This window comes from Blautia acetica (assembly GCF_038739805.1).
Classification (GTDB): domain Bacteria; phylum Bacillota; class Clostridia; order Lachnospirales; family Lachnospiraceae; genus Blautia.
The window spans coordinates 1-25242 of record NZ_JBBEWO010000006.1 but is presented as its reverse complement, the minus strand read 5'-3'; the positions used below and the strand labels follow the sequence as shown (position 1 = coordinate 25242).

The window sequence follows — 25242 nt, the reverse complement described above, 5'->3', positions numbered from 1 at the left end:
TCTCAAAGAAAATCAAACAGCCTCATTTCAAGTTTATGCTTCTAAAACAAGCGGATGGTACCGTATTCTCCGTCAAAGCCGGGGTGACGCTCCACCTGCCCCCGTCTCAGACGGCTGATACCTTCTGCAATCCTCGTACCTGCCGCACTCTGGATATCCTCCATTGGAACATTCCTGAGAATCTCAAATTCCGTTCCCAGGGTTCTGAGCATATGATGAAATTCTTTCTGCACTTTTACACCAGGAGAAGAATATCCCATTGCCTCAGCAATGACTTCCGGAAGAGGCATAAGATTCTCAAAAGGTTTCCTGCTGCTGTCCCAATAACCTTCCGAACGGTCTGCAAGAACTTCTACCCGATGTTCCACACCTATGGTAATCTTTTTTCCGCACACGGGGCATTTTCCACCATAAGCCTTTGTCTGGTCAGGAGTCAGACAGAGATGACATTTTCGATGTCCGTCATAATGGTACTTTCCCTCCTCCGGGAAAAATTCAATGGTTCCGTATAAACCTTCTCCTGTTTCTATGGCTTTTTTCAAATTCGCATAAGAAGGTTCTATTTCCAGCAGATTTGCCTCACGTCCCAGCTTACCGGGAGAATGGGCATCAGAATTGGAAATCAGCTGATAGTTATCCAGGCCAGAAACTCTCCAGTTCATAGGCGGGTCAGAAGACAAGCCGGTTTCCACCGCGTGGACAAAGGGCGTCAAATCTCCAAAACATTCCTCTACGGAATCAAAACCGGAAAAGGCTCCAAACATGGCAAAATGCGGAGTCCAGATGTGTGCCGGTACATAAATTCCCTCCGGCGTGGTTTCCAGCATAATTTCCAGAAGGTCTCTGCAGTCCAGACCCAGAATGGGCCGTCCGTCGGAGTGAATATTTCCAATCAATTCCAATCTGGCAGACAGCATGTCCGCCGCTTCCAGCCCGGGAAGCAGAAGCAGGCTGTGTACTTTTCGCACCTTATCCTTCTTTTTGTAGATAGAACTGATTTCTCCGGACAATACAAATCGCGGATCTATGGTGTCCGGCGTATTTTCATCCTGTATCCGGTATTCCTTTTTCAGCCTGTAAAGCCCTTCTTCTGCAGGTTCCAGCTTCTCTTTCAGTTCTTCTCTCCAGACCGGATGAGTAAAATCTCCGGTTCCGATAATGTGAATCCCCTTTTTTCTGGCCCAAAGGTCCAGATGCTCCAGATCGCTTTCCTTGCTGGTGGCTCTGGAAAACCGGGAATGTATATGTAAATCTGATATCAACATGAATACGCTCTCCTTATGATGTTTGAATCTTGCTTTTCTTCATTCCTGCTCTTATACTATATTATAGTATCAAAATGGAGGCTTCACAATTATGAATAAAAATTCTTCTGCTACACTTATGACAAACGGACCTATCTGGAAAAGAATTATCGCCTTTGCCATTCCCCTTTTCTTCGGAAATCTGTTTCAGCAGCTTTATAACACTGCGGATTCGCTGATTGTAGGAAATTTCCTGGGAAGCAGCGCTCTGGCTGCGGTCAGTTCTTCCGGAAACCTGATTTTTCTTATGGTGGGATTCTTTAACGGTATCGCCATCGGCGCCGGAGTCGTGGTAGCAAAATATTTCGGTGCAAAAAAATTTGATATGGTGCAGAGAGCCATACATACCATTGTGGCTCTGGGCATTGTATCCGGTCTTTTGCTGACGGTCGTAGGTGTTCTGGCCGCTCCTCAGATTCTGGTGCTTATGGGAACACCGGCTGACGTACTGCCAAACTCGGTGACCTACTTCCGCATTTACTTCTGCGGCTCACTGGCCTTTGTCATGTACAATTTTCTGGTGGGAATTTTACAGTCTGTGGGCGACAGCAAGCACCCCCTGATTTATTTGATTATTTCTTCTATTATTAATATTGTACTGGATTTGGTTCTGGTGGCAGGTTTTCATTTCGGTGTGGGCGCGGCTGCTCTGGCAACGATTATTTCCCAGTTTATCAGCGCTTTCCTCTGCCTGCGCCAGCTTTTGAAAAGTCCCCGGGAATACCGGGTACATCTTTCCAATATTCGCATAGACTGGCTCATGTTAAAACAGATTATCAGCAATGGTCTTCCTGCGGGGCTGCAGAACTCTATCATTTCTCTGGCAAATGTAGTGGTACAGTCCAACATTAACAAATTCGGACAAATGGCCGTGGCCGGCTGCGGTTCTTATTCTAAGATTGAGGGATTCGGCTTTCTCCCCATTACCTGCTTTGCCATGGCTTTAACAACTTTTATCAGCCAGAATCTTGGGGCAAAAGAATACCAGCGGGCAAAAAAAGGCGCCGTATTTGGCGTCATCTGCTCTATCAGCATTGCAGAACTGGTAGGTGTGCTGATTTACTTTTTCTCCCCTTACTTTATTGCTGCCTTTAACGCTACACCGCAGGTGGTTTCTTACGGTGTAGCCCAGGCTCATGTGGTCACACTGTTTTATTTTCTCCTTGCCTTTTCCCACTGTATGGCGGGAATTCTGCGAGGTGCGGGAAAGTCTACTGTTCCCATGTTTGTTATGCTGGTGTGCTGGTGCATTATCCGCGTAACCTATATTTCCGTTGCCGTGAAATTTATTCCCGATATAAGAGTCATCTTCTGGGCTTATCCCCTCACCTGGACTTTAAGCTCCATTGCCTTTATCCTGTATTTTGTAAAATCGGACTGGCTTCACGGACTGGAAAAACAGACAGATTTCTAAATCTTTTCCAAAAAACAGTCACAAAGAGGGTAGTTGCTTTCTGTTATTTTATGCAGCTGCCCTCTATATTTCTCATCTATCCCATTTATCACAAAGCGTATTAATCTGGTCGGCAAATTTCGCCAAATCCTTGTTGCTTCCTCCTTCATTGTGACGAATAACTGCCATAAGCCTCTGCCCTGCTGCCACAAGTCTGGCAAATACTCCTGCTGCTTTCCTGGTTTTGGCTTTCTCCCGTGCATGCGTTACCACAACACCCACGGTTTCCTTCACAATCTCATTGGTCAGTAAGTCTACTTCCGTTCCGCTGTAAGGCGCCATAGCCGAATATCCCAGTTCGTTTTCCAGACGCTGTGCAAAAATGTCACATACCTGGTCATCTCCATGAGCCACAAACACTCTCTGCGGTTTCTCTTGAAAAGACGCCGCCCATTTCATTAATCCTTCATTATCTGCATGACCGCTGATGCCGGGCAAACGGACAATTTCTGCGTTGACATGAATATCTTCTCCAAAAAGACGGACATCCTTTGCCCCTTCTACCAATGCCCTTCCCAGGGTATTAATAGCCTGATATCCCACAAATAAAATCGTAGATTCCCGTCTCCAGAGATTATGTTTCAGGTGATGTTTGATACGTCCGGCATCACACATACCACTGGCAGACAAAATGACTTTAGGATGTTCATTAAAGTTAATGGCTCTGGATTCGTCACTGGTAATGGACAGCTTCAAGCCCGGAAATGTTATAGGGTTGATGCCCTTATTGATTAACTCCATCGCTTCTTCGTCATAACACTCTTTGTAGTGGTCCTTAAAAATACTGGTAGCCTGAACGGCCAGCGGACTGTCTACATAAACCTCAAATCCCGCGTACTCCGGGAGCAGGTTATCTTCTTTGATTTTCCTGAAAAAGTATAGCATTTCCTGCGTTCTGCCTACTGCAAAAGAAGGAATCACTACATTTCCGCCTCTTGCAAACGTTTTCCTCAAGATGTTTACCAGTTCATTGACATAATCCGGCTTTTCTCCATGACTTCTGTCTCCATAAGTGGATTCCATAATCACATAATCCGCACTTTCCAGATATTCCGGGTCTTTAATCAAAGGCTGTTCTGTATTTCCAATATCTCCGGAAAATACCAGTTTTCGTTCTTCATCCTCTTCCTGAATCCAAAGTTCAATGCTGGAAGAACCAAGCAAATGCCCGGCATCTGTAAACCGCACTTTAATTCCCTCTGCCAGTTGAATCTCGGTACTGTAATTGCATGGAACGAACTGTTGAATCACCCCTAACGCATCTTCCATGGTGTAGGCCGGCACAAATTCCGGCTGCCCGTTTCTTCTGGCTTTTCGGTTTCTCCACTCTGCCTCAAACATCTGGATATGTGCACTGTCCCGAAGCATAATGTCACACAAATCGCAGGTCGCTGCCGTTGCGTAAATCGGTCCCCTGAATCCTCTTGCATAAGCCAGAGGAAAATCACCGGAGTGGTCAATATGCGCATGGGTCAGCAGTGCAAAATCCAAGTCTGAAAACGCTACCGGAATATCCTGATTTTCATACTGGTCCGGCCCCTGTTCCATACCACAGTCAACAATAAATTTCTTCCCCGCTGCTTCCAGGTAATAACAACTTCCCGTCACCTCATGAGCAGCCCCTATAAAAGTCAGTCTCATAAGAAAACCCCCTTTGTGGTAAAATGAATATTGCTATACTCATTATACCCCAACAAAGAGGGTTTTGACAGAAATTTATTAAGTTTTTAGAAAGAAATAAGCTGAGTTTTAAAATTGTTGTAAATTAATAGACAGTTCGTGAAGAGGGTGTGGATTTTTCTAAAAATGTGGAGGAATTAATTAATTAAAATACCATCAGTAATAGGAATCTGACTCTCTGAAACACCATTTTTCTGTGCAACACATGCAGCCTTTACCCTGTAATAGTATCCCTTTGTTACTTTTACATTATAACTTTTTGTTAATAACGAAGTACTATTCGCAGTTGCTGAAAAAGATTTTACTGTACTCCAAGAACCATTAGAATATCTCTGCAAAGTTAATTCCAAAATCATTTTATCGCATACTACACTTCCAAAAACTGCACCGTATACGTTTACTGTCCCATTTCCATTATTTGCTATACTAGCTGTTCCTTTATTCAAAATATTTCCTTTACTGTAATTTTCTAAGGTAACAGTAGACATATTATTTTCACTCAACGCAGATCCGTCTACAATTTTCTCAATTTTTCCTGTCGCTGTATCAGCTTGTACATTCATACTAATTCCTGTTGTCCCAACTATAATACAAAACAATATCATTATATATTTTTTTATTTTTTTCATATCCTTTTCCTTTCGTCAATAAGCAATCTTTTTTGCTATTTTTTCTATTTCGTCTTTTTCAATTTTCCCAAAGACTTCGTTATATACATTTTTATGATTCCACTGCAATGTATACATCTCTGTTTCATCGCCCTCTTCCTTTATTTTCCACAACTCAGAAATAAGATTCAGTGTTAGATCACTTTCAATTTTTTTCTCACAACTGCCTTTATCCCCCTGAGAAAACCTACTAACTTGTTTATCATTTGCAAAAATCAGCCATGTAATTACTTGTTCTCCATATCTATATTGTATAACAGCTACTTGGGCCTCCACATCAACACTATATGTTTCATATTGCATATTATCAGGTCTATAAAATAATTGAGGCATATCAATATTAAAAGCATCTTCTATATCTTTCATTGCTTCTATTTCTGTTCTATTTGTAGAAATCACATCAGTGTTATTAACCTTATTACTCGTCTTATTCCCAACTAACTTATTCACTTCCTGCATAACATAAGTTCTATTCGCTTCGCTGCTCATACTGACGCCGAAAATTCCAATCAACGTCACAGCCGCATAAGCCGCGTATTTCATCACTCTCCTTCTCCAATATCCTTTTTCTTTCCTGTAGACATTCCTGTCTTTCTTCTTTTCCATATTCAGTTTTTCTTCTCTTAATTTTTCTTCTTTTGTACTTTTTTCTCTATCATCTACATTTACATTGCTTGCAGAATTGTCCGCCTCTGTAAAAAGTCCCTGTTCTCTGGCTTTGCTCATCAACCGCTGGAACTTTTCTTCTGTCGGCTTCCAGTCTTCGGAATCAGGAATACTGTCCAGTTCTTTTTCAATATCTGCAGCCTCTTCCAGAAATCGTCCATGAATCCACTGGTTAAACTCCTCATCACTTAATTCCCGGGGTAAAGAAGATATTTTATCGTTTTTATTTTCTTTTAATTTACCCATGAAACTCCTATCTTTCCTTGACTTTTCCTGACAAGTGTATCATATTATCTTATAGTTACTATTATGAACCAATCAGGAGGCACACCATGAAACATATCGTACTTACCGGTGGAGGTACTGCCGGACACGTTACCCCGAATATAGCTATGATTCCACGTTTAAAAGAACTGGGATATCAAATTTCTTATATCGGTTCTTATGAAGGAATCGAAAAAAAGCTCATCGAAGAACTGGGAATTCCCTATTATGGCATTTCCTCAGGTAAGCTGAGACGTTATTTTGATGTAAAGAACTTCACTGACCCGTTCAAAGTTATGAAAGGTTTCCTTGAAGCAAAAAAACTTATGAAACAATTAAAACCCGATGTTGTATTTTCCAAAGGGGGATTTGTAACTGTCCCTGTGGTAATTGCCGCAAGCAGGAAAAAAATCCCTACTTTTATTCATGAATCGGACATGACACCGGGACTTGCCAATAAACTTTCCATTCCTTTTGCAACCAAAGTCTGCTGTAATTTTCCTGAAACTGTAGAGCACCTTCCGGCTTCCAAGGCTGTCCTTACCGGTACGCCTATCCGCCAGGAATTATTGTCCGGAAACTCTGACCGTGCAAGGAAATTCACGGGACTGACCTCTGATAAACCAGTGATTATGATTATCGGAGGAAGTCTAGGGGCCGCTGCTGTCAATGACGCTGTACGGACTGTCCTTCCTGAACTTTTGAAAGATTTCCAGATTGTTCACCTTTGCGGAAAAGGCAAACTGGACGAATCTCTAAAAGAGACCAAAGGATATGTACAATATGAATACATCAAAAAAGAACTGGCCGATTTATTCGCTCTGGCTGATCTTGTAATTTCCCGCGCAGGCGCCAACGCCATCTGCGAGCTCAGCGCATTGAATAAACCAAATCTTTTGATTCCGCTTTCTGCCCGCGCAAGCCGCGGAGACCAGATTCTAAATGCACGTTCCTTTGAACATCTGGGTTACAGTAAAGTTCTGGAAGAAGAAGAACTTACAAACGAAGCTCTTTTAGACGCTGTTCGCGATTTATATGAAAACCGCGAAACTTATATGATGGCCATGTCTTCCAGCAAACAGCAGAACTCTATCGAGCAGATTGTTCAATTATTTGAGAATGCAGTAAACAAATAATCTAGAGATTTTCAAATTGTTCTCTGTAATATTTGTTTATCCAAACTTTTATCCTGTGTCTCTTGGCTCTCAGACTTTCTATAGAGATGCCAAGAGAACGGGCTGTTTCTTCTGCACTTTCTCCTTCCACATTCATTCGCATAACAATTTCGTACCAGGTGCTGTTCTTTTTTGCCAAATCTTCAAATAGTCTCCCTGTAAGCTCGTTCAATGCCATTCTATGAGTCACCTCATCTTCCGCAGACTTGTACATGCCATTTCTGTCGGAAATCCAAGGAACATTTTCTATCTGAAGTCCATTTTCATCTTGTGAAGGTACTGCTGTTGTTTCATGTACCTGATACGACTTCCTGCAAAAATCTATTGCCTTCCTTTTTCCGTTTACCAACAGCCACTGTTTATAATACTTCGCTTCCATGGTATCCGCTTTATCCAAGAAAGCGAGAAATACCTCCTGGCAAACATCTTCCGAAAAGCCTTCATCCCGCAGTACGTTATATACAACTTTTTTCACCAGCTGATAATATTGATGATAGATTTCGTGAAATTTTTCCTCTGTCATCTCAGTATATCCAACTTTATTTCATAGAAAACTTCGCCAAGATATCGTCTCTATCTTCCGAAGTTAAAGTGCCTGCGTTCCATGTAATTCCTGCGTTATCTCCCTTGTACCGGGGAATCAGATGCATGTGAAAATGGAATACAGTCTGACCCGCTGCTTCTCCATTGTTCTGCACCACATTATAACCGTCGCAGTCCACAACCTCCTTCATTTTCGTAATTACTTTTTTTGCAAGAATCATAGCATGTCCTGCAGTTTCATCCGGTAATTCATACAAGTTTTCATAATGAGCTTTGGGCAAGATAAGCGCATGACCTTTATTGGCCGGACCCAAGTCCAGAATCACTCTGAACTCCTCATCCTCATACAAAGTGGCAGATGGAATTTCTCCGTTTGCAATTTTGCAAAAAATACAGTCCTTCATTTTTATATCTCCTTTCACTAATATATCCGAATTTGGAACGGATATTATTACTCCTCTTTTGTCGAATTTTGACTTTTTTTGTTACATGAAATTCGTTGCTATTTAAAACTATCGGTGATACACTACTATTGAAAAAAAGAAAGGGGTTTTTACTTTATGTCTTCACCAAATACTACTCCTGATTATAAAGCATTATATCAGGAACTTCAGGCACAGCACCAATTCACTTTATCACAAATTTCTCATGAAATCAGAAACCCGGTAGCGCTGATAAACAGTTTTCTGCAGCTTTTGGAAAGTCATCATCCGGAAATTTCCCAGGACTACTGTTGGAATAAAATCACGGAAAATATGGACTTTTTAAAAGCCCTGCTGGACGAATTTTCCTCTTTCAATAATTCGGGAAAGCTTCGTATGCAGAAATTAGAACTTGCATCCTTGTTTCGTGAAATCGTTACTTCTGTTACACCTGCCTGCCAAAAACAGGATATCTCTATCTCCCTGGAAATAGTTTCCCCTATTCCCCCGGTATATGCAGACAAAACCAAAATCCAGCAGCTCATTTTAAATCTGCTCCGAAATTCTATGGAGGCAATGAGTACAAAGGGCTCCATCATCTGCACCTTACAGTCCGATGAAAAGAATGTACATATATCCGTGAAAGATACCGGTGAAGGTATTCCCGATGACTATCGAAATACTCTCTTTGAACCGTTCATCACCCATAAGCAGGAGGGAACCGGGCTTGGATTAGCCATATGCAAGCGTATTGTCCTGGCCCATAACGGCACCATTTCCTATACCTCTATGCCTCACAAGGGAACCGAGTTTGAAATTCTTCTTCCGGTTGCCTGACACCCCTCAAAAGACTCGTTTTCGTGGTCTCCGATAAAGCAGCAGCCCCAGGAAAAATCCACAGAAAAATCCTCCAAAATGAGCAGCGTTGTCTACTCCTGTACTGGTAACACCGAAGTAGAGACTCAGCGCTGCCATAAGCAAAAGCTGCCTTGTCGTAAAATTTTCAATTTTTCCTTTATTGATAAGCACCACATAGATGAGTGCGCCAATAACGGCAAATACTGCGCCTGACGCTCCTGCAGAAACGAAATATTCTCCATTCTGCAGTTCCAACCATAAAGAAAGACAGTTGGCTCCAAATCCTCCCAGCAAATAAACCAGAAAATACCGCACTTTTCCCACATTACGTTCCAGACAATCTCCCAAAAAGAGAAGGACCAGCATATTATTTCCCAAATGCTGTATTCCAAAATGCAGAAACATAGAAGTTATCAGACGATAATATTCTCCCTGCTGAAAAATATCAGGGGCATACATAGCGCCCCAACGGAGCATATGATTGGTATCTAACGCTGACCCGGTTCCTTCCACTCCCAGAAATACCAACAAATTAAGAATAATAAGTCCCGTATTAACCGGCACTCTTTTTCTTTGTCGGAGAAACTGCCGGATTTCTTCTCCTGTCCCTGACGCAGGCGGCTGCCTGTATCTGTTATTTTGTTCCATTTTTTTCCGCCTTTTCGTTTTATATAAACATTTGCAGTATTAATGTATTAACATTATAGAACTTTTTATTTCTCAATGCAAGATATACCAAAGTATACTATGAGCAATAATAGCAAAAGCGGCTTTCTGCAAAAACAATGATACTTTTATCTTCCAAAAGATATTCCTCTTCCGGATTAATATATCTGCCGTTTAAAAGAGTTCCATTTCTGGAATTTAAGTCAATAAGAAAATCTCCTTCCGTCTTTCTTACAATTTTTGCATGAATGCGGCTGATAGTGGCAACATTCAGCCATATATCCACACAATCTTTTTTCTTTCCTATTACGTTCACTTCTTTTTTCAGGAAATACTGTCTGCCAAATTCATTATCATCCTGCTGCAGATAAGGCACTGCGGTATTTTCCCCATGCAGTACCACCGTTTTTCCCACTTCTTCCTGCTCTTCTTTTTCCTGCAGCGGCATTTCTATTTTCTCCGCTTCATCTTCTGCCGGTTCCCCTTCCCAGGAAGATATACTTTTTTTCTTTTCCGCCCGTACTCCTTTTCGAAGCAAATACCATACTGCTGCTCCCCCTCCTATTACCGCCAGAAGCGCAACTGCTCCAAGACAAAGATATCCCACAGATATATTTGTAAAGTTCCGTATTGCCAGAAACAAAACAATCAGAAAAATCATTCCGGTACAGGCAAAAACCTTTTCTCTCAAAGAAATCCCCTGTTCCTCCTCTTCTTCTGTATTATAAAAATCATCCAGAATTTTCTGTCGTTCCTTTTCTTTCTCAGTTTCCTCCTCATACACAGGATTTTCCCGCCATTCGTCCTTTTTTTCCTGAATTTCCGTATAAATATATGTTTTCAACGTTTCTGTCCGCAGTCCGCTTTCTACAGATTCTTTATATACCCCGTATCCCAGGGTTACAGCCGCCTCATCCTGATGGTCAATGCGCGGAAGAATGTATTCTGTCAAATTCTGAAATTCCAGATCCGCCATCCTGCTGCCTTGGGGAAACCAAATAAAAAGATATGCTCCACTGTCCAGATTTCGATATATATAAGAAGGATGCAGCAGCAGAAAATCTCTGTTCATTAAATACTCATCCAGATTTTCCATTACCCGGACAACCGCCAAAAACAATTCCTCCAAATCCTTTCTCTTAAACTTTTTATTTTCAAATAAATTACACAAGGTCTGCCCCCCCCTGTAATTTCATAATAAAAAAATTCCTTTCCGTCTATTTTTTGTATCTTACAGGAACAGAGACCTACTATCTGGTTTTCCAATAAAATGTGGGTTTGATATGTATTCTGAAATTCTTCATCTGGTTCCTGCAGAACAAGATAGCTGCAACTCATGCTTCTCTTATAGGAAACCTCCACGTACTTTGCCTCCTCTCCCTATCCTTCAAAAGTATCCCGTATTTTTCTGGCTCTCTGTACTTTTTCTATAAACAATACAGGACGAACTACTTTACTTTTTATCACCTCTGACTGCTTCCATTCCAAATTTTGAAAAGGTATCTGCAGTCTGTTTTCCGCCGATACCGTAATTTCCCGTTTACTGCCGGACACACGGTATGCCTTTCCTGTGCTCTGCCCTTTTCTTTTCGCCTCTCCCACACCGTCATAAATCCTGCTAACCGCTTTCCCACTCCCATACACAGCAGCTTCCACGCCATCCGCTGTATTTATTACCTTTTCCATACTTCCCACAACCAAAAGCAGGGATGCAAAAATCACCAACAGCCATACACCACTTATCATAGCCATTTCTACCGTACAGCTTCCTCTCAGCTTAAAGTTTTTTAAATTCCCAGCCATACTCTTCCACCTGCCATTCCCAGGAATAAAAAAGGCGCAAAAGCTATCTGTTTCTTTCTTCCGCCTTTGTGCCTCAACAATGTGTACAATGCTGCAGCACCGGCCCCTATACTGGCAGTAAAAAGAATTCCCATCGTTTCCCAAAATCCTATAGATACTCCCATAATAAGTACCAGAAGTCCATCCCCGTATCCCACCGCTTCCTGAGATAATTTCCCCATACAAAGCATGAGAAGACCTGGAAGACTGCCCAAAACACTTTGGGCCATCCATACGCTTCTTTGACTATCCGCAGTGCTGTACTCCCATATTCCATACCCCACTGCAATTCCTGCATATAATATAAATTTCCACATGGAAATTTTCTTTTCTCTATAATCCTCTGCGCTGCACAGCCCCAACATAAGCATATGCAGTATCCATTTTTCCATCATGAATGTCCCCCTCCACATCTGGTACATACTTTCAGATTTTTTAACTCCGATTTTTTTATAAGTTTTACATGTCTGGTAAGCCCACTGCATTGACTGCTGCTGTGATAGTGACTTCCGCTTTCCGTGATATAAACATTTCCGCGGACAGGTTCTCCGCCCCAGCACTTGTCACATTTATGATAAGATTCTCCATACTGATTTTTTCTCTCTTCCAAACGGTCGCTGGACACCTGCTCCAGAGAAAGGTGCAGATAGCTGCAGGACTGACTTTCATGATATACACTCTCCCATTCCGTCACATACACCATCTCTTCACTTTTACCTGTTCCATATTTCTCTCCGTTGTAACCGACCCAGGCTCTTGCCGCTCCTTCCGCCTTTATCCTTACCGGAAAACTTCTGAAAATATCTGCTGGCATATGATACAGAAAAACAGCTTCTAAAGAAACCATATCCCCTTCATAAGCAGAGCCCAAAAGACTGATACCCTGTATACCTCCTGCTATTTGAGACAACGATTCCTTTTTCAGCACTTCTCTGACTTTTCTGGTTCCATAAGCCATACAAATTCCGTCATCCACCACACCCACCGGAGATTCCCTGTCCCCGGAAATACAATAGGCATACATACCCAATTCCTTTGCCCCTTCACACAAGGCCGTCTGCACCAGAACAGTTGTATGATATAAATCCAACATTCCGGCAATCATCGTTATGGCAAAAAAGAAAAGAGGCAGAATAAAAGCACTTTCTACAGTGATGCTCCCTTTACGCCAAAGAAACCGTTCCTCCTCATTCCATATTTTCATCTGTCTGCGTATCCGCACCATACTCTGCCCTTCTTTCTTACTTTTACATATCATATGTATAAAATCTGTCTGCCTGCCAGGTCATATTGTTTGGACCTTTTATCAGAAAAGATAAGGAAACCGCATCCACACAAACATCAAAGCGGAAGTTTTCCCGTCCTTCTGTTTTACATATATTTTGTTCTATCATATCCATAGTTCTCATAAGGCTCTTTTCCTTTGGTGCAAATGTAAACAAAATGCGAAGATACTCCTCATAATCCAGCCCTCTTCCACCTGTAATGGAAGTATTTTGATTCAGATTTTCCAACTGTGTCTTCCAGGCTGTGCTATCCTTTATCAATGGCACTTTTCCGCCAGACAGCAGAATCCTCACATCTGACAAACTTTCCACATAAGCCCAGCCTGCTGCCAGCACACCCTGCACCAGTTCCATGCCTTCCGGTATCAAAAGAAGAAACGACAAAGCTGCTGCACAAGCCTCCAGTTCTGCCCGCTTCTGCGCATCCGTATACAAAAATGCCAGATTGGCCGTTTCCCGAATGAGTAAAAGCCTGTTTACTACATAGGATAAATTTTCTTTATCACTTGCTTTTCCACCTAGTACATACTCTGCCTGATAATCCAGGGCACCTTCCTTTCCCGGTTCTGTAAAAGTACCCAGCTTTTCCAACACATACTCCTGTATCAGCAGTTTATCCGTCACAGAACTTTTCACATCCATCTGAGCAAAATCTCCCTGACCGGTTTCTATGGTTCTGTGAGAAAGAACTTCCCCCAGCGGCTGCACTTTTTCTGACACCTGGGTATCTGCAGGCAGCACCAATCCCAGAAATCCATTGTTTTTCAAACTTTTTATAATCTCCAGAGGGTTGTTTTCTGCTGAAATCCCTTCCATGGGTGCAGCATTTTCCGGAACTGTTTCTTCCATGCCCTGCGCCTGAATCTCCTCCTGCTGCTGGAGAATTGTTCTGTTTTCTTCCAATTTATCTTTTAATTTTTCTATACCTGCAGCTCCAAGATTGCCTTTCATATACCGAATTATCTGCTGTTCTACCGCTTTGCCTTTTCTGTCTGAGGCAAGGCGAAAGCCCTCCGCCCCACAAGCCTGTATACTGCACCTTGTCATGCCGAAAGATAATACCGGCTTGGCATAATGCTCTGCCTGACTAATCATCTGTCCGATATCCAGTTTTCCGGTGCCATATCCGGCGTCAAGAAAGAACAGATTGTACGTTTCCAGAAGTTCCTTATCGTATTCTGAAAAAAGAGAGTACAAAGCTGTATCTATTCCATTGACAGACTGTACTCTGGCACAGGCTGTCTGCGACGCACGGATAGTCACCGCTATCAAGGGCAGAAAGGCCAGAAGCATCAGGCTCATGGCGATTGTCATACTTCCTTTTTGCTTCATGCCTTCACCGCCTTATATACTATTGCTTTGTTTTGTGATTTTTGAAAGAATATTTTTTACCAGACTATTGAGCTGCTCTTTAAAGATGATGACAAGACCGATTAATACCACCAGTATTAAAATAATCTCTACAACCCCCACTGCATCTTCTTCCTTCCAAAATTCCTGTAACAACGTCATTTTTTTCACCTCCCTACAAAAAGCTCAAAAATGCCGGAACCATTAAAATAACCAATACCACCATTAACTGCATTATCATGGGAAGCAAAAGTTTTACGGAAGCCTCTTCTCCCCTGACTCTGGCTTCTCTCTTGCGTTCTTCACCTGCAGATGCCGCCTCTCTTTCCAATAATTCCAAAATGTTCTGATTCCCCTTTCTTAAATTTTGTACCAGAAGCACAGAAAGAATTTTGTACTGGGAAATTTTACACCGTTTCCCCATCCTTTCGTAAGCATCTGCCTCGTAAACACCCCCTTCCATTTCTCTGCACGTTTTTACAATTTCTTCATAAGCAGCCCTCTCTTTCATATGATATTTCTGTCGGTTTCTCTGATAGTCAATGGCCAGCTTCTCCATTGCTTTCCGAATGCTGAATCCTGCCTGTAAGAACAGCACCAGTTTGTCCAGTACATCCGGATAATCTCTCTGCATTTCTTTTTTTCTCAGTTCTTCCTTCTGTCTTTCTCTCTCCTTTTTCAACGGAAATATGCCAAATCCTAAAAGAACAGAAAGAACGCATACCAGATATCCTGTATTTCCTGCTGTCCTGCGGTAATGTACCGCTTCTCCCTGATAAGTTTCTGGCAAATACATTTTTTTCGAGTTTTCCTCGCTTAATTTCTCTGCCCGTACCTGGATTTCCTCCTGAAGCGCTTCTTTTTCTGTCCGTCTTGGGGGATATACCCGTACCTCTTTCTGCCAAATTTTCATTTCCTCTTCCAATGTTATGGTACACATTAAATCCACCATCTCTCCCTTAGGGGCAACTCCTGTTCCCAGTACTCCTTCCCAGTCCAGAATCTGAGGCTGACTGGTACTCCACGACAAAGTCACGGGATTTTGTTCCAGCTTATCCGGAAAGGAAAGAGACTGTCTAATCTCGCCCTTATCCCCGCATACCCTTTGAAACCAGGTGTTCAGTTCTTTTTCTGCTTCTTTCAGATATCGTTTTTTGTCTGCTTCTGTATATTTCTGTTCTTCCACATAAATCTGAATTTCTTCCTGCTTGCCTTCCAGTTCCACCTGCAGCGTTTCCTCGTAAGCCCCTTCTCCATACGGATTTCTTTCAAGGTAATCTGTTTTTGCAGACCTCTTTTCCACCGCTGCCATACCCATGCCCAGAAGATTTCCCACCACAATGATAAGTACTGCCAGATACCATTCTTTTTTCCCGGACAGTTTAAACTTCAATTTCCGTCAACCTCACTCCCCATTGAAATGCCGCAAGATACAAAGCCAGACAAGCCGTCATAATGCAGATTCCCATTTCGTTTCCATACAGCACATCTAAAAATCCCGGTGAAGTAAGCTGCATATAAAGAATAATCCCAAGTGGAATCACACTCATAATTTTCTGCTCCATCTTCCGGGAAGACAGCACCGCCTGTATCTCCTTTTTCACTTCCAATCTTTCCTCTATGGAAGTAATACAGTTTTGCAGGACAATCCGCATATTTCCTCCCATTTTCTTAGACTGTATCAATACATCCGAAAAATTCATAATATCCTCCACACCGCTGCGAAGTCCCAAATCATACAGGAGCTCTTCCAAGGATACGCCATGTCTTATCTGACTTTCCATGTAGGCAAATTCCTGTGTCATTTCTGCCTCTTTACTGTATATCCGCTCTAAATCTTTTCTTGCCTCCCGGACCGTGTTTTCCAGAGAATAGCCGGAAGCAATCCCGACCTGAATGGCATTCAGCGCATCTTTAAACTGATTCTGCAAACGTCTTTTCCGAAGAATGATCTGCTGCCGCCTTCTCTGACGGATATACCACACCGGAACAGGCAGCATAAACAAAAACACAGCCGGACTTTTATAAAATAAATAATTAATTCCTGCGCACAAAGCCACGGATTCTGCTGTATACTGTATCCATTGCTGCCAGGATAAGTGATATGTCTGATAATCTGTCTTTTCCCGTTTTTTTCTGTTTTTCTTCATAACATAATTCCCGCCTTCCTGCATTTTTCCCTGTGTATCATCTCCCCTGTCTTCTCCAGACCAGAAGTTCTTACATACAACGGATTTAAAATCACCTCACCTGCCTCAATTCTGTCAATTTCAGAGATTTCCTGAACCTTCCTGCTTTTATCCTTCATCCTTCCCAGATGAACGAAAATATCAAAGCCCGAAACAATCTGCCGCCGGATAACCGGAATGGGAAGTTCCATCCCCATCAATACCATGGTTTCCAGGCGACTTATCATATCCTTGCAGCTATTTGCATGAATCGTAGATAAACTTCCGTCGTTTCCCACATTCACCACCTGCAGAAGTTCCGCTGCCTCTTTGGAACGTACCTCCCCCACAATAATCCGGCTGGGCCTCATGCGCAGACACGTTTTCAGCAAGTCCCCAATGGTAATCTCCTGAGATTTCTCAATATTAGCCTGTCTGCATTCCAGACGCACCAGATTTGCAATTCCCTGAATCTGCAGTTCTGCATTGTCCTCAATGGTAATCACTCTTTCGTCTTTGGGGATGTACTCAGACAAGGCATTTAAAAAAGTAGTTTTTCCTGACCCCGTGCCTCCGCCGATTAAAATGGTGTACCCCGCCTGCACCAGTTTCTCTAAAAACTGCGCTGCATCCCGGCTCAGGCTGTCCATCTCAATCAGCTTTTCCATGGTAATAGGATCTTTTGGAAAACGGCGAATAGTCAACACCGGTCCATCTAGGGCCACCGGAGCAATGACTGCATTGACCCGCTCTCCGTTTTTCAGTCTTGCATCCACAATGGGCTGCATGGTATTTATCACCCTGTTGCACCGGGCTGCCATCTGCTGAATCACATCCTCCAGCTTTTCCGGAGAAGAAAAACTTTTGTTCCAGGGAAAAATACGTCCTCCCCGCTCAATAAAAACCCGATTCCAACCATTTACCATAATTTCGGTAATACTGTCGTCCTCCAGAAGTTCCTCCAAAATATCCATTTTTCTCACAGATTGAAACAGCTCTTTCCTAAGACTCTGTCTCTGGGAAATGGACATATACACCGTTTTACAATAACCAGCCATCAATTCATCGATGAGTTCCAACACCTCTGTATCCGAATCCTCCCAGTTTTCTTCCAGCTGCTGCAGCAGCCTATTCCTGAGGTCCTGAAAATACTCAGGTTTTCCCTGCTGTCTTAAACTCTCCATTCTTTTCCAACACCTTTCTCACACAAGTTCCCCACTTTCCCCAGGAAAGGGACTCTATCAGATTTCCATCTGTACATTCCGGCTGAAATGCCGGAAGACGAATTTCCCGGATTCGCTCTTCCTCTATGGCGCCCCAGCTTTTTACCAGCTTCTGAAACTGGGCAAGTTTGCACCGTGCCATAAGATCCTCCTGAACAGGCATATAGACATGGCTGCACAGGTTCAGAATACGAAAGAGCTGGTCTGTACAGCTGCCGATGTCCAGAATCAGAACTTCATATCTGCTGTTTTTGCGAATCAAATCAAAAAGCTGCAGCCACTCCGAAAATAAAATATCTCTTACATCCTCCGGTGACTCCGCAGGCGGCAGATAATCCATTTTTCCCATAGGCCGAATCAACTCCTGCATGCAATGCAGCATCTTCCCCTCCTTGCAGCGCAGTTCATAGAAAAAGTCCGTAAGATTCTTTCCCGTATGCCCTGAAAACAACTGGTCAAATCCAGAATAGTCCTCCATATTCACGTATAAAACTGATTTTCTCTCGCCTAAAATCTGCCCCACAGTAAGGGCAAACAGGGTCTTTCCACATCTGGACACCGGCGAATACACCCCTATAACAGACATTCTGCGCTCTGACATAGCATAAAACGCCGGCGCTGAATTTCGGGTATAGTAATTCATAACTTCCTGAATCACGCTTTCCGCAGACTGATATTTGTACACAAACTTATGCTGACCCTCTTCTTTGTCCTTTTCATCAGACAACACAATCATGTTTTCTGTCCCCAGTTTTTCTACCTGGCTATCCACATCAGCTTCTGCAATCAATAAAATTTCCGGTGGATTTTTCCCTGCATAATCACAAAGCGTCCCTGCATTGGTAAACGCCTCTGCCTGAAAGGGCAGTTTTTTCCTGCTGTTTAAATATTCTGCAAAATTACAGGCATATTCTGCATCGCTGTCACATACTGCTATTACATTTTTCTTCAATAGAAACCTCCCGCATAAAGCATAACACTCAAAAGAATGGGAACGGTAAAATGAAAATTCTCCGCCTTCTGTCCTTTTTGAATATAAGACTGTACCTGATGGGTTACAAAATACTTATAAAAGTAGTGAAAAAAATAAGAGATGCGTTCTTTTAGATTCCCGCAGGAAATCAAAAATGCCAAAGATAAAACAGCCCCTAAAAGAAATGAGCCGAACATGATGGATAAAATCCCATGGCTGCCTGTCAGACCTCCCAGTACAGCGAATACCTTAATATCTCCCGCCCCCAGCATACGAAAATAAAACAAAGGCAAAAGCAGAACACAGGGAATCAAAACCCCAGCCGCATATACGGGAATTCCCCGGATTCCCTCCTCCTGCAGGCACGTCACGAATCCCGCCAGCAGACCCAGGCAAATAAAACTGTTGATCACCTTTTCCATCAGAAAATCCATGAGAACCGCTGTACCCGCAATCACTAAAACAAGGCACGACTGTACAGACATAAAACCACCCCTTCTCCTGTATAAAATTGTAACTTTGTTTGGAAATCTCAGCGGAACCGCTGACTTGAAAATAAGATAATTGCTTTGAAGTTGATTCCGATTATACCTCTGCTTTTTGGATTTGTAAAGCAAAATAAGTACCAAATTTACTATTTGTCCAGACTCCACAAAATTATCGTTTGCAATGCCGAGGATTTTCAGTTAAAATGTATTATATAAACGGCAAAATCTACACAGCAGATTTCCCGCCGCAAAATAAATCTATATCCATTGTATGGATTAAGGAGTACAGGCTATGGGACTTATTGTATTTTTAGGTGACAGTATTACCGATGCCGGCAGAAAGGAATCCTCCAATCAGCTTGGCTTTGGTTATGTAAATATATTTTCAGAAACATTAAAAGACCAAAATCAGGACTGGACGATTATCAACAGAGGTGTAGAGGGCTATGTCACTGAGCATATTGCCCAGACCCTTCATGGAGAGTGTATCTCTCTGCACCCGGACTATGTCAGTATTCTGGTGGGCATTAATGACATCGGGTTAATTGTTGGTGCAGAGGCTTCCGAACAGGACAAGCTTTATATGCTGGAAGACAGCATTCGCGCTTACCACGAAATGCTTTTTGATTTATCCAGAGAAACCAATGCCAAAGTAATTATTTTGGAGCCCTTTATTTTCCCAAAAGATGGAAAATATGAGGACTGGGTTCCCTGGCAGAAAAAAATGTCCAAAAACATCAAAAAGCTGGCTCGCAATTACGGGGCTTTCTTCATTCCCCTTCAGGAACCAATGAACGCCAAAATCCGGGAAATGGGATTTGAGGCCATTACCACAGACGGTATCCATCTGACGGAAACCGGCCAGAGAATGCTTGCCCAGATTGTAAAAGAATCTTTCTGTCTGTAACACACAGCGGATTTTTCTGTATACTCAGAAAAATCCGCTGTTTCTTTTCTGAAACTTTTCTTATACAGAAATCCGTTTCCTTTTCCGAATATAAAAAATATTGCTGATAAGAAACAGACTGTGTCTGCGCACATATTCCTGATACTCGCACAAATTAATATAATACATTTTTCCCCAGGAGGATATCTGCATCCAAGGCCCGTCCAGAGCCGTAACAGCCACAAAATGCGCTGCCACGCTGCAGCTTTCCTCATAAGCGCTGCCCTTTTTCTCATAAAACGTCAGTTTATGCTTCTTTAAAGGCAGAGGAAAATTAGGACCCACAGCCAGAATTACCGGAATATCATGGGCCAGCATGGCGCCGATTCTGTTTCTGAAATTTCTTCCCAATACCCCGAAAGAAACTTTCAACGGAATTCGGTTTGCACGAAAATACCGATTAACACCCCCTGACAGCAGCCACCCCGGCATTCCCAGTCCGGGAATTACGGGGAAATAGTGACGCCTCATGGTTTCTGCCAGTTCCATATATTCTTCTGCCTCTAAAATCCCATTTTCCTTTTCCCAATTCTTAAATTCTTTTCCCTTACAATACTCCTTATGTAAACTCAAGTACAGCAGTAAATCTGTCCCTGCAATCACTCCGCAGCCGTATTTCTGCACGGCTTTCTTCCTGCTCCACTGCTGATTTCCGCCGTAGGATAATCTTCCCTCCTTCATAACTGCAATATATGGATGTCTCAGCCTTCCGCATTCCATAACTTATTCAACCTTTCTATATGTTCACTTCTACTTTCATTTCCTCTGAAATTGTAACCGGACCGCCCATTTTACATGCCGTAACCTTTCCCTGTTCTCTGCAGACAGAAACCTCAATCACACCTCCGGGCTGATGCAGTTCACAGATATACCATCCATTTTCCTTTGCCTGGGAAAGATAAACGGCAGCCCCCATGCTTCCGCTTCCGCAGCTGCTTTCCCATACCATGGAATCCGTTTCCTTCACATACACTACCGGCACCATATTTTTTCCCTGCAAAAACATTACCCCATAAGCATCACAGGGACAAATCTGTTCTGCCTTTTTCATCAGTCGGTTCACAAACTCCTGGTCTCTTGGTTCTGACTCCACAATCATATGGCAAATTCCCTCAAATACTACAACGGGGTAAACACCCTCTTCCCCCAGATGAATCTCCTTTATCTCCAAAGGAACCGGCATTTCCACCCGGCTGGTACCTTCTTCCAAATCAACCTCTGCTTTCAAGACTTTCTCCGAACCGCTGACATCCACCATAACTTCCTTTGGCTTGTCTTTCGAAAGCATACTAAGCAGGTAGCCGAAGCTCCTCGTTGCATTTCCACAGAATTCTCCCCCCATCATCTGCATATGCATCCCCTGCCCTTCTTTTGTTTCCACAAATCCCACCTGCTCTGCGTGCAGTTCTTCCCGCTTCAGCAACTGTCTGGCTATTGCGGAATAAGCTTCTGTTTTTACCCTGTCCATAACAAAGATTGTAATATTTCCCGCTGGATTTGCTACACGAATCCTGATTTCCATAAATATCTACCTCCTCGTTTGCTGCCCCCTTTTTCTTTAACTTTATCATACCATAAACCTCACCAAAAAATAGTAAAATTATTATAACTTTTCAATATCGACATTTTGCTAAAGCTGTGATATATATACTTATGTGTCTGCTATTTTACGAATAACAAGGGGGAATTTTATGAGCACAAAAGAAAAGGCGGTTAACCAGATTACAGAAGGTGTCATCTGGAAGCAGCTGCTGTTTTTCTTTTTTCCAATTATGCTGGGAACGCTGTTTCAGCAGCTTTACAACACAGCGGACGCAGTAGTGGTGGGACGATTCGTGGGAACCAGAGCCCTTGCTGCCGTAGGCGGCTCTACTGGACAGATGGTAAATCTGATTGTGGGCTTTTTTGTGGGTCTCTCCTCCGGCGCAACCGTTATCATCGCCCGTTACTATGGTGCCAAAAATAAAAAGGACTTGAACGACACCCTCCATACGGCGGCAGCCCTGTCCGTTGCAGGCGGTATTTTGATTACTATAGCAGGAATTCTTTTCACACCTTCCATGCTAAAAATCATGAAAACACCTGCAGACGTTATGGCTGACTCTGCCACTTATCTTCGGATTTACTTTGGCGGCATTATTTTTGTGTTTATTTATAACGTAGGCTCCGCTATTCTCCGGGCCGTAGGGGATTCCACAAGACCGCTTTATTTTCTGATTGTATGTTGCTTTATCAACATCTTTCTGGATGTTCTTCTAGTCGTTGGTTTCAATATGGGGGTTGCAGGCGCTGCCATTGCCACAGTAGTCTCCCAGGCAGTCAGCGCTGTACTGGTCATCTGGGCTTTGCTGAAGTCCACGGATATGTACTGCCTGCATCCAAAGGAAATCCGCTTTCACAAATTTTTGCTGGTTTCTATTATAACCATAGGTCTTCCCGCCGGTATTCAGTCTGTTATGTACAATCTTGCCAATATGATTATACAAACCTCCCTGAATGACCTCGGCACCAGCACCATGGCGGCCTATACTGCCTTTGGCAAAATTGATGCTATTTACTGGATGATTTCCGGTGCTTTCAGCGTGTCTATTACCACCTTTATCGGACAAAACTACGGCGCGCAAAAATACGACCGTATGAAAAAAAGTGTCAAAATCTGTTTATTTATGGATTTTCTGGCATCCATCCTGGTAAGCGCTCTGCTTTTATTCTTTGGGGAATATCTTCTGCGGCTTTTTACTACAGACCCGGAAGTTTTAAAAATCGGTATGAAAATTATTCATATTATTGCGCCTTCTTATGTACTCTTTATTTTTATAGAAATCCTTTCCAGTACACTAAGAGGTATGGGAAATGTTCTGGTTCCTATGCTGATGACCTGCGGTGGTGTATGTATCCTGCGTATTATCTGGATATTCTTCGTAGTTCCTCACAGACCGGGTGTTTCCAACATTCTGCTGTGCTACCCCATTTCCTGGGGACTGACCGCAGTGCTGTTTATTCTTTACTATTACACACAGCAGAAAAAGTTCTTTCATGTGCATCAACAAATTTAACTTATAAAGGAGAACAAAATTATGTATTTTTCTTATGATGCTGACAGCAAAACTGTATCCCTTTTAGATGAAGGAACCAATCTTTTATTGGAAGAGTATGCCGATTTGGCAAGCCTCTGTGAAAAACTTCAGGTTTCCGTAACGGTAGATCCTTCGGTCAATACACTGATGATTTCCAAAACTGGAAATAACTGCAGAATCGTCTGCCGTGAGGCAGCTCATTACTTTCGGGAACTGAATTATCTTCTTCACCACAGCAGAGAAGATTTTGAACGTCAGGAAACACCATTCTTTGAGAAGAACGGATTTATGCTGGATTGTTCCCGAAATGCAGTTTCTACTCCGGAAACGGTAAAAAAACTTATCCGCATTTTAGCTAAAGCTGGAATGAATCAATTACTGTTATATACAGAAGACACTTATGAGGTACCAGGCCTTCCTTACTTTGGCACTTACCGCGGCCGCTACTCTCAGGAAGAACTGCGCCAGCTGGATGCTTATGCCCAAAATTTCGGCATCGAACTGGTTCCTTGTATTCAGACTCTGGCTCATCTGAGAAATGCATTAAAATGGCCTATGGGACAGGATTTAAAAGACAACGCAGATATCCTCATGGTTGGTTCAGAAAAAGTTTACGCCTTTCTGGAACAACTTCTGTGCTCTTTAAAAGACTGTTTTTCTTCCAGAAACATTCACATTGGTATGGATGAAGCCCTTATGCTGGGTCTTGGCAATTATCTGCGGGAAAACGGTTATAGAGAAAGTTCTCTTCTTATCCGTGAACACAGCCAGCGTGTACTGGAAATCTGCCGCAGACTGGGTTGGAAACCAATGATGTGGAGTGATATGTACATCACTTCCAATAATGGAAAAGGCTATTATGACGTGGACGAAAACACAGACACTTCCTCCTGGACAAAACCAGATGACGGCCTTGGACTTGTTTACTGGGATTACTATAATTTGGACAGAAATGTCTACCGGAATATGCTGCGCGTACATAAAGAACTTTCTTCACGAACCATTTTTGCAGGCGGTATCTGGAACTGGAACGGTATTGCCCCCAATTACGGAAAGGCATTTCAGTGTACACGCAGTGCTTTGCAGGAATGTCAAAGCCAGGGTATTTCGGAAGTTTTCGCTACAGGCTGGATGGACAACGGTGCAGAGACTCCTATTGCCGCCATTTATCCGGGGCTTATCCTGTTCGCCGCCCTTTGCTTCCAGGAAAATCCTTCTGAAGAAGAAGTCTCCCAACTCTTTACTGACTGTATCGATGCACGTTTGGAAGACTTTTATCTTCTGGATAATTTTGATGCACTTTTCCAGGGAACAGGCAAAAACCTTTCTGCGGACAATCCTTCCAAGTACCTGCTTTACCAGGACCCTATGCTTGGTATGTTTGATTATCATATTCAAGGAATGGATACGCAAACGTACTATGGAAATTTGGCCGATAAACTTGCAAAATGCCAGGAAACATCCTCAAAATATGCAGATTTCTTCCGTTTTTATGAATCCTTTGCTCAGGTGCTTTCCCAAAAAGCCGACCTTGGAATACATCTAAAAAAGGCTTACGATACAAAGAACTTATCCACACTACAGAAAATCTGTACGGAAGTTATCCCCAATATTCTGGAGAATCTCCAACATATGCACCTGCTTCGTGAAAAACTGTGGATGGCAGATGCCAAACCTTTCGGCTACGAACTCATGGACATCAAACTGTCCGGTGTAAAAACCCGCCTGGAAAGCACGGCAAGAAGAGTCTCCTCTTATGTAAATGGAGATTTGGACCGGCTGGAAGAACTGGAACAGACACGCCTTCCCTACTGGACGGCAGATGTGAAATATCCACATGACACTAAAGTAGAACTGAGAGAAAATCTTTGGAGTAAAATCGTAAGCGGATGTGATTTAATAGATACGGTTTGATAGAAAACCAAAGAGACTGCCACAGGAAACGGCAGTCATGACCACCCGCTTAGCGGGTGGCATGTTCTCCCCCTATAAGGGGATATTACCTGCTTGCGCCCGGAAGGCGCACTGAAGTCTGCTAACTGCACCACATTTACAGCTGCCCCCAACTGGGGGCTTTTCAGTGCTTCCTTACACCGGCACAGCTCCAAAAGGAGCTTGCTGGTTTGCTTTGACTTCCTACTTACGCTCCAAGCGTTTTATTTATTGTGTTTCTTCACTGGCTCACCCGTA

General features: G+C 42.8%; 26 protein-coding genes and 2 pseudogenes. 6 read left to right on the top strand and 22 right to left on the bottom strand.

What is annotated here, in order from left to right; all coding sequences use genetic code 11:
• Window positions 1–44 precede the first annotated feature (44 nt).
• A pseudogene (locus tag WBS51_RS05695) lies at window positions 45–1265 on the bottom strand (endonuclease Q family protein); the annotation flags it as partial.
• 91 nt (window positions 1266–1356) lie between these two features.
• On the opposite strand from WBS51_RS05695, the gene WBS51_RS05690 reads away from it, so the two are divergent.
• Window positions 1357–2718, top strand: coding sequence for an MATE family efflux transporter (locus tag WBS51_RS05690; RefSeq protein ID WP_173748992.1), 1362 nt, complete (start codon window positions 1357–1359; stop codon window positions 2716–2718).
• A gap of 72 nt (window positions 2719–2790) precedes the next feature.
• On the opposite strand, the gene WBS51_RS05685 is transcribed toward WBS51_RS05690, so the two are convergent.
• The 3 genes from WBS51_RS05685 to WBS51_RS05675 all read right to left on the bottom strand — a co-directional run bounded on the left by WBS51_RS05685 (window position 2791) and on the right by WBS51_RS05675 (window position 6017).
• The gene (locus tag WBS51_RS05685) at window positions 2791–4398 is read right to left on the bottom strand and encodes an MBL fold metallo-hydrolase RNA specificity domain-containing protein (protein WP_173748991.1); all 1608 of its coding nucleotides are present in this window, start codon (window positions 4396–4398) and stop codon (window positions 2791–2793) included.
• Between the two features lie 176 nt (window positions 4399–4574).
• The gene (locus WBS51_RS05680) at window positions 4575–5066 is read right to left on the bottom strand and encodes a DUF6147 family protein (RefSeq protein WP_294459464.1); all 492 of its coding nucleotides are present in this window, start codon (window positions 5064–5066) and stop codon (window positions 4575–4577) included.
• A gap of 15 nt (window positions 5067–5081) precedes the next feature.
• Complete coding sequence (locus WBS51_RS05675; protein ID WP_294459466.1) at window positions 5082–6017, bottom strand: DUF4367 domain-containing protein; 936 nt, start codon at window positions 6015–6017, stop codon at window positions 5082–5084.
• Between the two features lie 86 nt (window positions 6018–6103).
• Between WBS51_RS05675 and WBS51_RS05670 the strand changes: the two genes are divergently transcribed.
• Window positions 6104–7171: an undecaprenyldiphospho-muramoylpentapeptide beta-N-acetylglucosaminyltransferase gene (locus WBS51_RS05670; RefSeq protein WP_294459468.1), complete on the top strand. Its 1068-nt coding sequence runs from the start codon at window positions 6104–6106 to the stop codon at window positions 7169–7171.
• Between the two features lies 1 nt (window position 7172).
• On the opposite strand, the gene WBS51_RS05665 is transcribed toward WBS51_RS05670, so the two are convergent.
• The gene (locus tag WBS51_RS05665) at window positions 7173–7733 is read right to left on the bottom strand and encodes an RNA polymerase sigma factor (RefSeq protein WP_291682352.1); all 561 of its coding nucleotides are present in this window, start codon (window positions 7731–7733) and stop codon (window positions 7173–7175) included.
• 16 nt (window positions 7734–7749) lie between these two features.
• The gene (locus WBS51_RS05660) at window positions 7750–8157 is read right to left on the bottom strand and encodes an HIT family protein (protein ID WP_173748986.1); all 408 of its coding nucleotides are present in this window, start codon (window positions 8155–8157) and stop codon (window positions 7750–7752) included.
• A gap of 156 nt (window positions 8158–8313) precedes the next feature.
• On the opposite strand from WBS51_RS05660, the gene WBS51_RS05655 reads away from it, so the two are divergent.
• A complete protein-coding gene (locus WBS51_RS05655; protein ID WP_291682350.1) occupies window positions 8314–9012 on the top strand; it encodes a sensor histidine kinase in 699 nt (232 codons plus the stop codon).
• Between the two features lie 6 nt (window positions 9013–9018).
• Here the strand turns inward: WBS51_RS05655 and WBS51_RS05650 are convergent, their stop codons facing one another.
• From WBS51_RS05650 to WBS51_RS05595, 14 genes and pseudogenes are all read right to left on the bottom strand, one after another.
• Entirely contained in the window at window positions 9019–9681 is a 663-nt protein-coding gene (locus WBS51_RS05650) for a rhomboid family intramembrane serine protease (protein ID WP_294459473.1), read from the bottom strand.
• Between the two features lie 97 nt (window positions 9682–9778).
• Window positions 9779–10147, bottom strand: a complete 369-nt coding sequence (locus tag WBS51_RS15235; protein ID WP_294459492.1) for an FHA domain-containing protein — start codon at window positions 10145–10147, stop codon at window positions 9779–9781.
• Between the two features lie 426 nt (window positions 10148–10573).
• Window positions 10574–10873 (bottom strand): annotated as a pseudogene (locus tag WBS51_RS15230) (DUF6382 domain-containing protein); the annotation flags it as partial.
• Window positions 10795–11037 carry a DUF6382 domain-containing protein gene (locus tag WBS51_RS15225; protein ID WP_462904763.1) on the bottom strand — a complete coding sequence of 81 codons (243 nt, stop codon included), beginning with the start codon at window positions 11035–11037 and terminating at the stop codon, window positions 10795–10797. The pseudogene WBS51_RS15230 and the gene WBS51_RS15225, both read right to left, overlap by 79 nt.
• Window positions 11038–11079: 42 nt before the next feature.
• The gene (locus WBS51_RS05640) at window positions 11080–11502 is read right to left on the bottom strand and encodes a hypothetical protein (protein ID WP_291682347.1); all 423 of its coding nucleotides are present in this window, start codon (window positions 11500–11502) and stop codon (window positions 11080–11082) included.
• Window positions 11487–11936, bottom strand: a complete 450-nt coding sequence (locus WBS51_RS05635) for a prepilin peptidase (RefSeq protein ID WP_294459476.1) — start codon at window positions 11934–11936, stop codon at window positions 11487–11489. Before WBS51_RS05635 ends, WBS51_RS05640 begins: the two co-directional genes overlap by 16 nt.
• Window positions 11933–12799: a TadE/TadG family type IV pilus assembly protein gene (locus tag WBS51_RS05630; protein WP_294459478.1), complete on the bottom strand. Its 867-nt coding sequence runs from the start codon at window positions 12797–12799 to the stop codon at window positions 11933–11935. The genes WBS51_RS05635 and WBS51_RS05630 overlap by 4 nt, the downstream gene beginning before the upstream one ends.
• Entirely contained in the window at window positions 12789–14159 is a 1371-nt protein-coding gene (locus tag WBS51_RS05625) for a DUF5702 domain-containing protein (RefSeq protein WP_294459480.1), read from the bottom strand. Before WBS51_RS05625 ends, WBS51_RS05630 begins: the two co-directional genes overlap by 11 nt.
• A 12-nt stretch (window positions 14160–14171) precedes the next feature.
• Window positions 14172–14339 carry a Flp1 family type IVb pilin gene (locus tag WBS51_RS05620; protein WP_291682326.1) on the bottom strand — a complete coding sequence of 56 codons (168 nt, stop codon included), beginning with the start codon at window positions 14337–14339 and terminating at the stop codon, window positions 14172–14174.
• 13 nt (window positions 14340–14352) lie between these two features.
• Window positions 14353–15570 (bottom strand): type II secretion system F family protein, encoded by a 1218-nt coding sequence (locus WBS51_RS05615; protein ID WP_291682324.1) that lies wholly within the window; start codon window positions 15568–15570, stop codon window positions 14353–14355.
• Window positions 15560–16327 carry a type II secretion system F family protein gene (locus WBS51_RS05610; protein ID WP_291682322.1) on the bottom strand — a complete coding sequence of 256 codons (768 nt, stop codon included), beginning with the start codon at window positions 16325–16327 and terminating at the stop codon, window positions 15560–15562. The genes WBS51_RS05615 and WBS51_RS05610 overlap by 11 nt, the downstream gene beginning before the upstream one ends.
• Entirely contained in the window at window positions 16324–17529 is a 1206-nt protein-coding gene (locus WBS51_RS05605; RefSeq protein WP_294459482.1) for a CpaF family protein, read from the bottom strand. The genes WBS51_RS05610 and WBS51_RS05605 overlap by 4 nt, the downstream gene beginning before the upstream one ends.
• Complete coding sequence (locus WBS51_RS05600; RefSeq protein WP_173750190.1) at window positions 17498–18520, bottom strand: P-loop NTPase family protein; 1023 nt, start codon at window positions 18518–18520, stop codon at window positions 17498–17500. The genes WBS51_RS05605 and WBS51_RS05600 overlap by 32 nt, the downstream gene beginning before the upstream one ends.
• Window positions 18517–19026, bottom strand: a complete 510-nt coding sequence (locus WBS51_RS05595; RefSeq protein ID WP_291682316.1) for a prepilin peptidase — start codon at window positions 19024–19026, stop codon at window positions 18517–18519. Before WBS51_RS05595 ends, WBS51_RS05600 begins: the two co-directional genes overlap by 4 nt.
• Window positions 19027–19321: 295 nt before the next feature.
• On the opposite strand from WBS51_RS05595, the gene WBS51_RS05590 reads away from it, so the two are divergent.
• Window positions 19322–19936 (top strand): GDSL-type esterase/lipase family protein, encoded by a 615-nt coding sequence (locus WBS51_RS05590; protein ID WP_291682314.1) that lies wholly within the window; start codon window positions 19322–19324, stop codon window positions 19934–19936.
• 60 nt (window positions 19937–19996) lie between these two features.
• Here the strand turns inward: WBS51_RS05590 and WBS51_RS05585 are convergent, their stop codons facing one another.
• Both WBS51_RS05585 and WBS51_RS05580 read right to left on the bottom strand, forming a co-directional pair.
• A complete protein-coding gene (locus WBS51_RS05585) occupies window positions 19997–20695 on the bottom strand; it encodes a hypothetical protein (protein WP_173750187.1) in 699 nt (232 codons plus the stop codon).
• 16 nt (window positions 20696–20711) lie between these two features.
• On the bottom strand, window positions 20712–21497 hold the full coding sequence (locus WBS51_RS05580; RefSeq protein ID WP_291682313.1) for a hypothetical protein: 786 nt from the start codon (window positions 21495–21497) through the stop codon (window positions 20712–20714).
• A 169-nt stretch (window positions 21498–21666) separates the two neighbouring features.
• Between WBS51_RS05580 and WBS51_RS05575 the strand changes: the two genes are divergently transcribed.
• Window positions 21667–23031 (top strand): MATE family efflux transporter, encoded by a 1365-nt coding sequence (locus WBS51_RS05575; RefSeq protein ID WP_291682312.1) that lies wholly within the window; start codon window positions 21667–21669, stop codon window positions 23029–23031.
• A 21-nt stretch (window positions 23032–23052) separates the two neighbouring features.
• A complete protein-coding gene (locus WBS51_RS05570; RefSeq protein ID WP_294459487.1) occupies window positions 23053–24966 on the top strand; it encodes a beta-N-acetylhexosaminidase in 1914 nt (637 codons plus the stop codon).
• Window positions 24967–25242: the final 276 nt, after the last annotated feature.

Coding starts and splice junctions, on each gene's coding strand:
- WBS51_RS05690 (WP_173748992.1), top strand. CDS start 1,357: ATGAATAAAAATTCTTCTGCTACACTTATGACAAACGGACCTATCTGG.
- WBS51_RS05685 (WP_173748991.1), bottom strand. CDS start 4,398: ATGAGACTGACTTTTATAGGGGCTGCTCATGAGGTGACGGGAAGTTGT.
- WBS51_RS05680 (WP_294459464.1), bottom strand. CDS start 5,066: ATGAAAAAAATAAAAAAATATATAATGATATTGTTTTGTATTATAGTT.
- WBS51_RS05675 (WP_294459466.1), bottom strand. CDS start 6,017: ATGGGTAAATTAAAAGAAAATAAAAACGATAAAATATCTTCTTTACCC.
- WBS51_RS05670 (WP_294459468.1), top strand. CDS start 6,104: ATGAAACATATCGTACTTACCGGTGGAGGTACTGCCGGACACGTTACC.
- WBS51_RS05665 (WP_291682352.1), bottom strand. CDS start 7,733: ATGACAGAGGAAAAATTTCACGAAATCTATCATCAATATTATCAGCTG.
- WBS51_RS05660 (WP_173748986.1), bottom strand. CDS start 8,157: ATGAAGGACTGTATTTTTTGCAAAATTGCAAACGGAGAAATTCCATCT.
- WBS51_RS05655 (WP_291682350.1), top strand. CDS start 8,314: ATGTCTTCACCAAATACTACTCCTGATTATAAAGCATTATATCAGGAA.
- WBS51_RS05650 (WP_294459473.1), bottom strand. CDS start 9,681: ATGGAACAAAATAACAGATACAGGCAGCCGCCTGCGTCAGGGACAGGA.
- WBS51_RS15235 (WP_294459492.1), bottom strand. CDS start 10,147: ATGCCGCTGCAGGAAAAAGAAGAGCAGGAAGAAGTGGGAAAAACGGTG.
- WBS51_RS15225 (WP_462904763.1), bottom strand. CDS start 11,037: ATGAGTTGCAGCTATCTTGTTCTGCAGGAACCAGATGAAGAATTTCAG.
- WBS51_RS05640 (WP_291682347.1), bottom strand. CDS start 11,502: ATGGCTGGGAATTTAAAAAACTTTAAGCTGAGAGGAAGCTGTACGGTA.
- WBS51_RS05635 (WP_294459476.1), bottom strand. CDS start 11,936: ATGATGGAAAAATGGATACTGCATATGCTTATGTTGGGGCTGTGCAGC.
- WBS51_RS05630 (WP_294459478.1), bottom strand. CDS start 12,799: ATGATATGTAAAAGTAAGAAAGAAGGGCAGAGTATGGTGCGGATACGC.
- WBS51_RS05625 (WP_294459480.1), bottom strand. CDS start 14,159: ATGAAGCAAAAAGGAAGTATGACAATCGCCATGAGCCTGATGCTTCTG.
- WBS51_RS05620 (WP_291682326.1), bottom strand. CDS start 14,339: ATGACGTTGTTACAGGAATTTTGGAAGGAAGAAGATGCAGTGGGGGTT.
- WBS51_RS05610 (WP_291682322.1), bottom strand. CDS start 16,327: ATGAAGAAAAACAGAAAAAAACGGGAAAAGACAGATTATCAGACATAT.
- WBS51_RS05605 (WP_294459482.1), bottom strand. CDS start 17,529: ATGGAGAGTTTAAGACAGCAGGGAAAACCTGAGTATTTTCAGGACCTC.
- WBS51_RS05595 (WP_291682316.1), bottom strand. CDS start 19,026: ATGTCTGTACAGTCGTGCCTTGTTTTAGTGATTGCGGGTACAGCGGTT.
- WBS51_RS05590 (WP_291682314.1), top strand. CDS start 19,322: ATGGGACTTATTGTATTTTTAGGTGACAGTATTACCGATGCCGGCAGA.
- WBS51_RS05585 (WP_173750187.1), bottom strand. CDS start 20,695: ATGGAATGCGGAAGGCTGAGACATCCATATATTGCAGTTATGAAGGAG.
- WBS51_RS05580 (WP_291682313.1), bottom strand. CDS start 21,497: ATGGAAATCAGGATTCGTGTAGCAAATCCAGCGGGAAATATTACAATC.
- WBS51_RS05575 (WP_291682312.1), top strand. CDS start 21,667: ATGAGCACAAAAGAAAAGGCGGTTAACCAGATTACAGAAGGTGTCATC.
- WBS51_RS05570 (WP_294459487.1), top strand. CDS start 23,053: ATGTATTTTTCTTATGATGCTGACAGCAAAACTGTATCCCTTTTAGAT.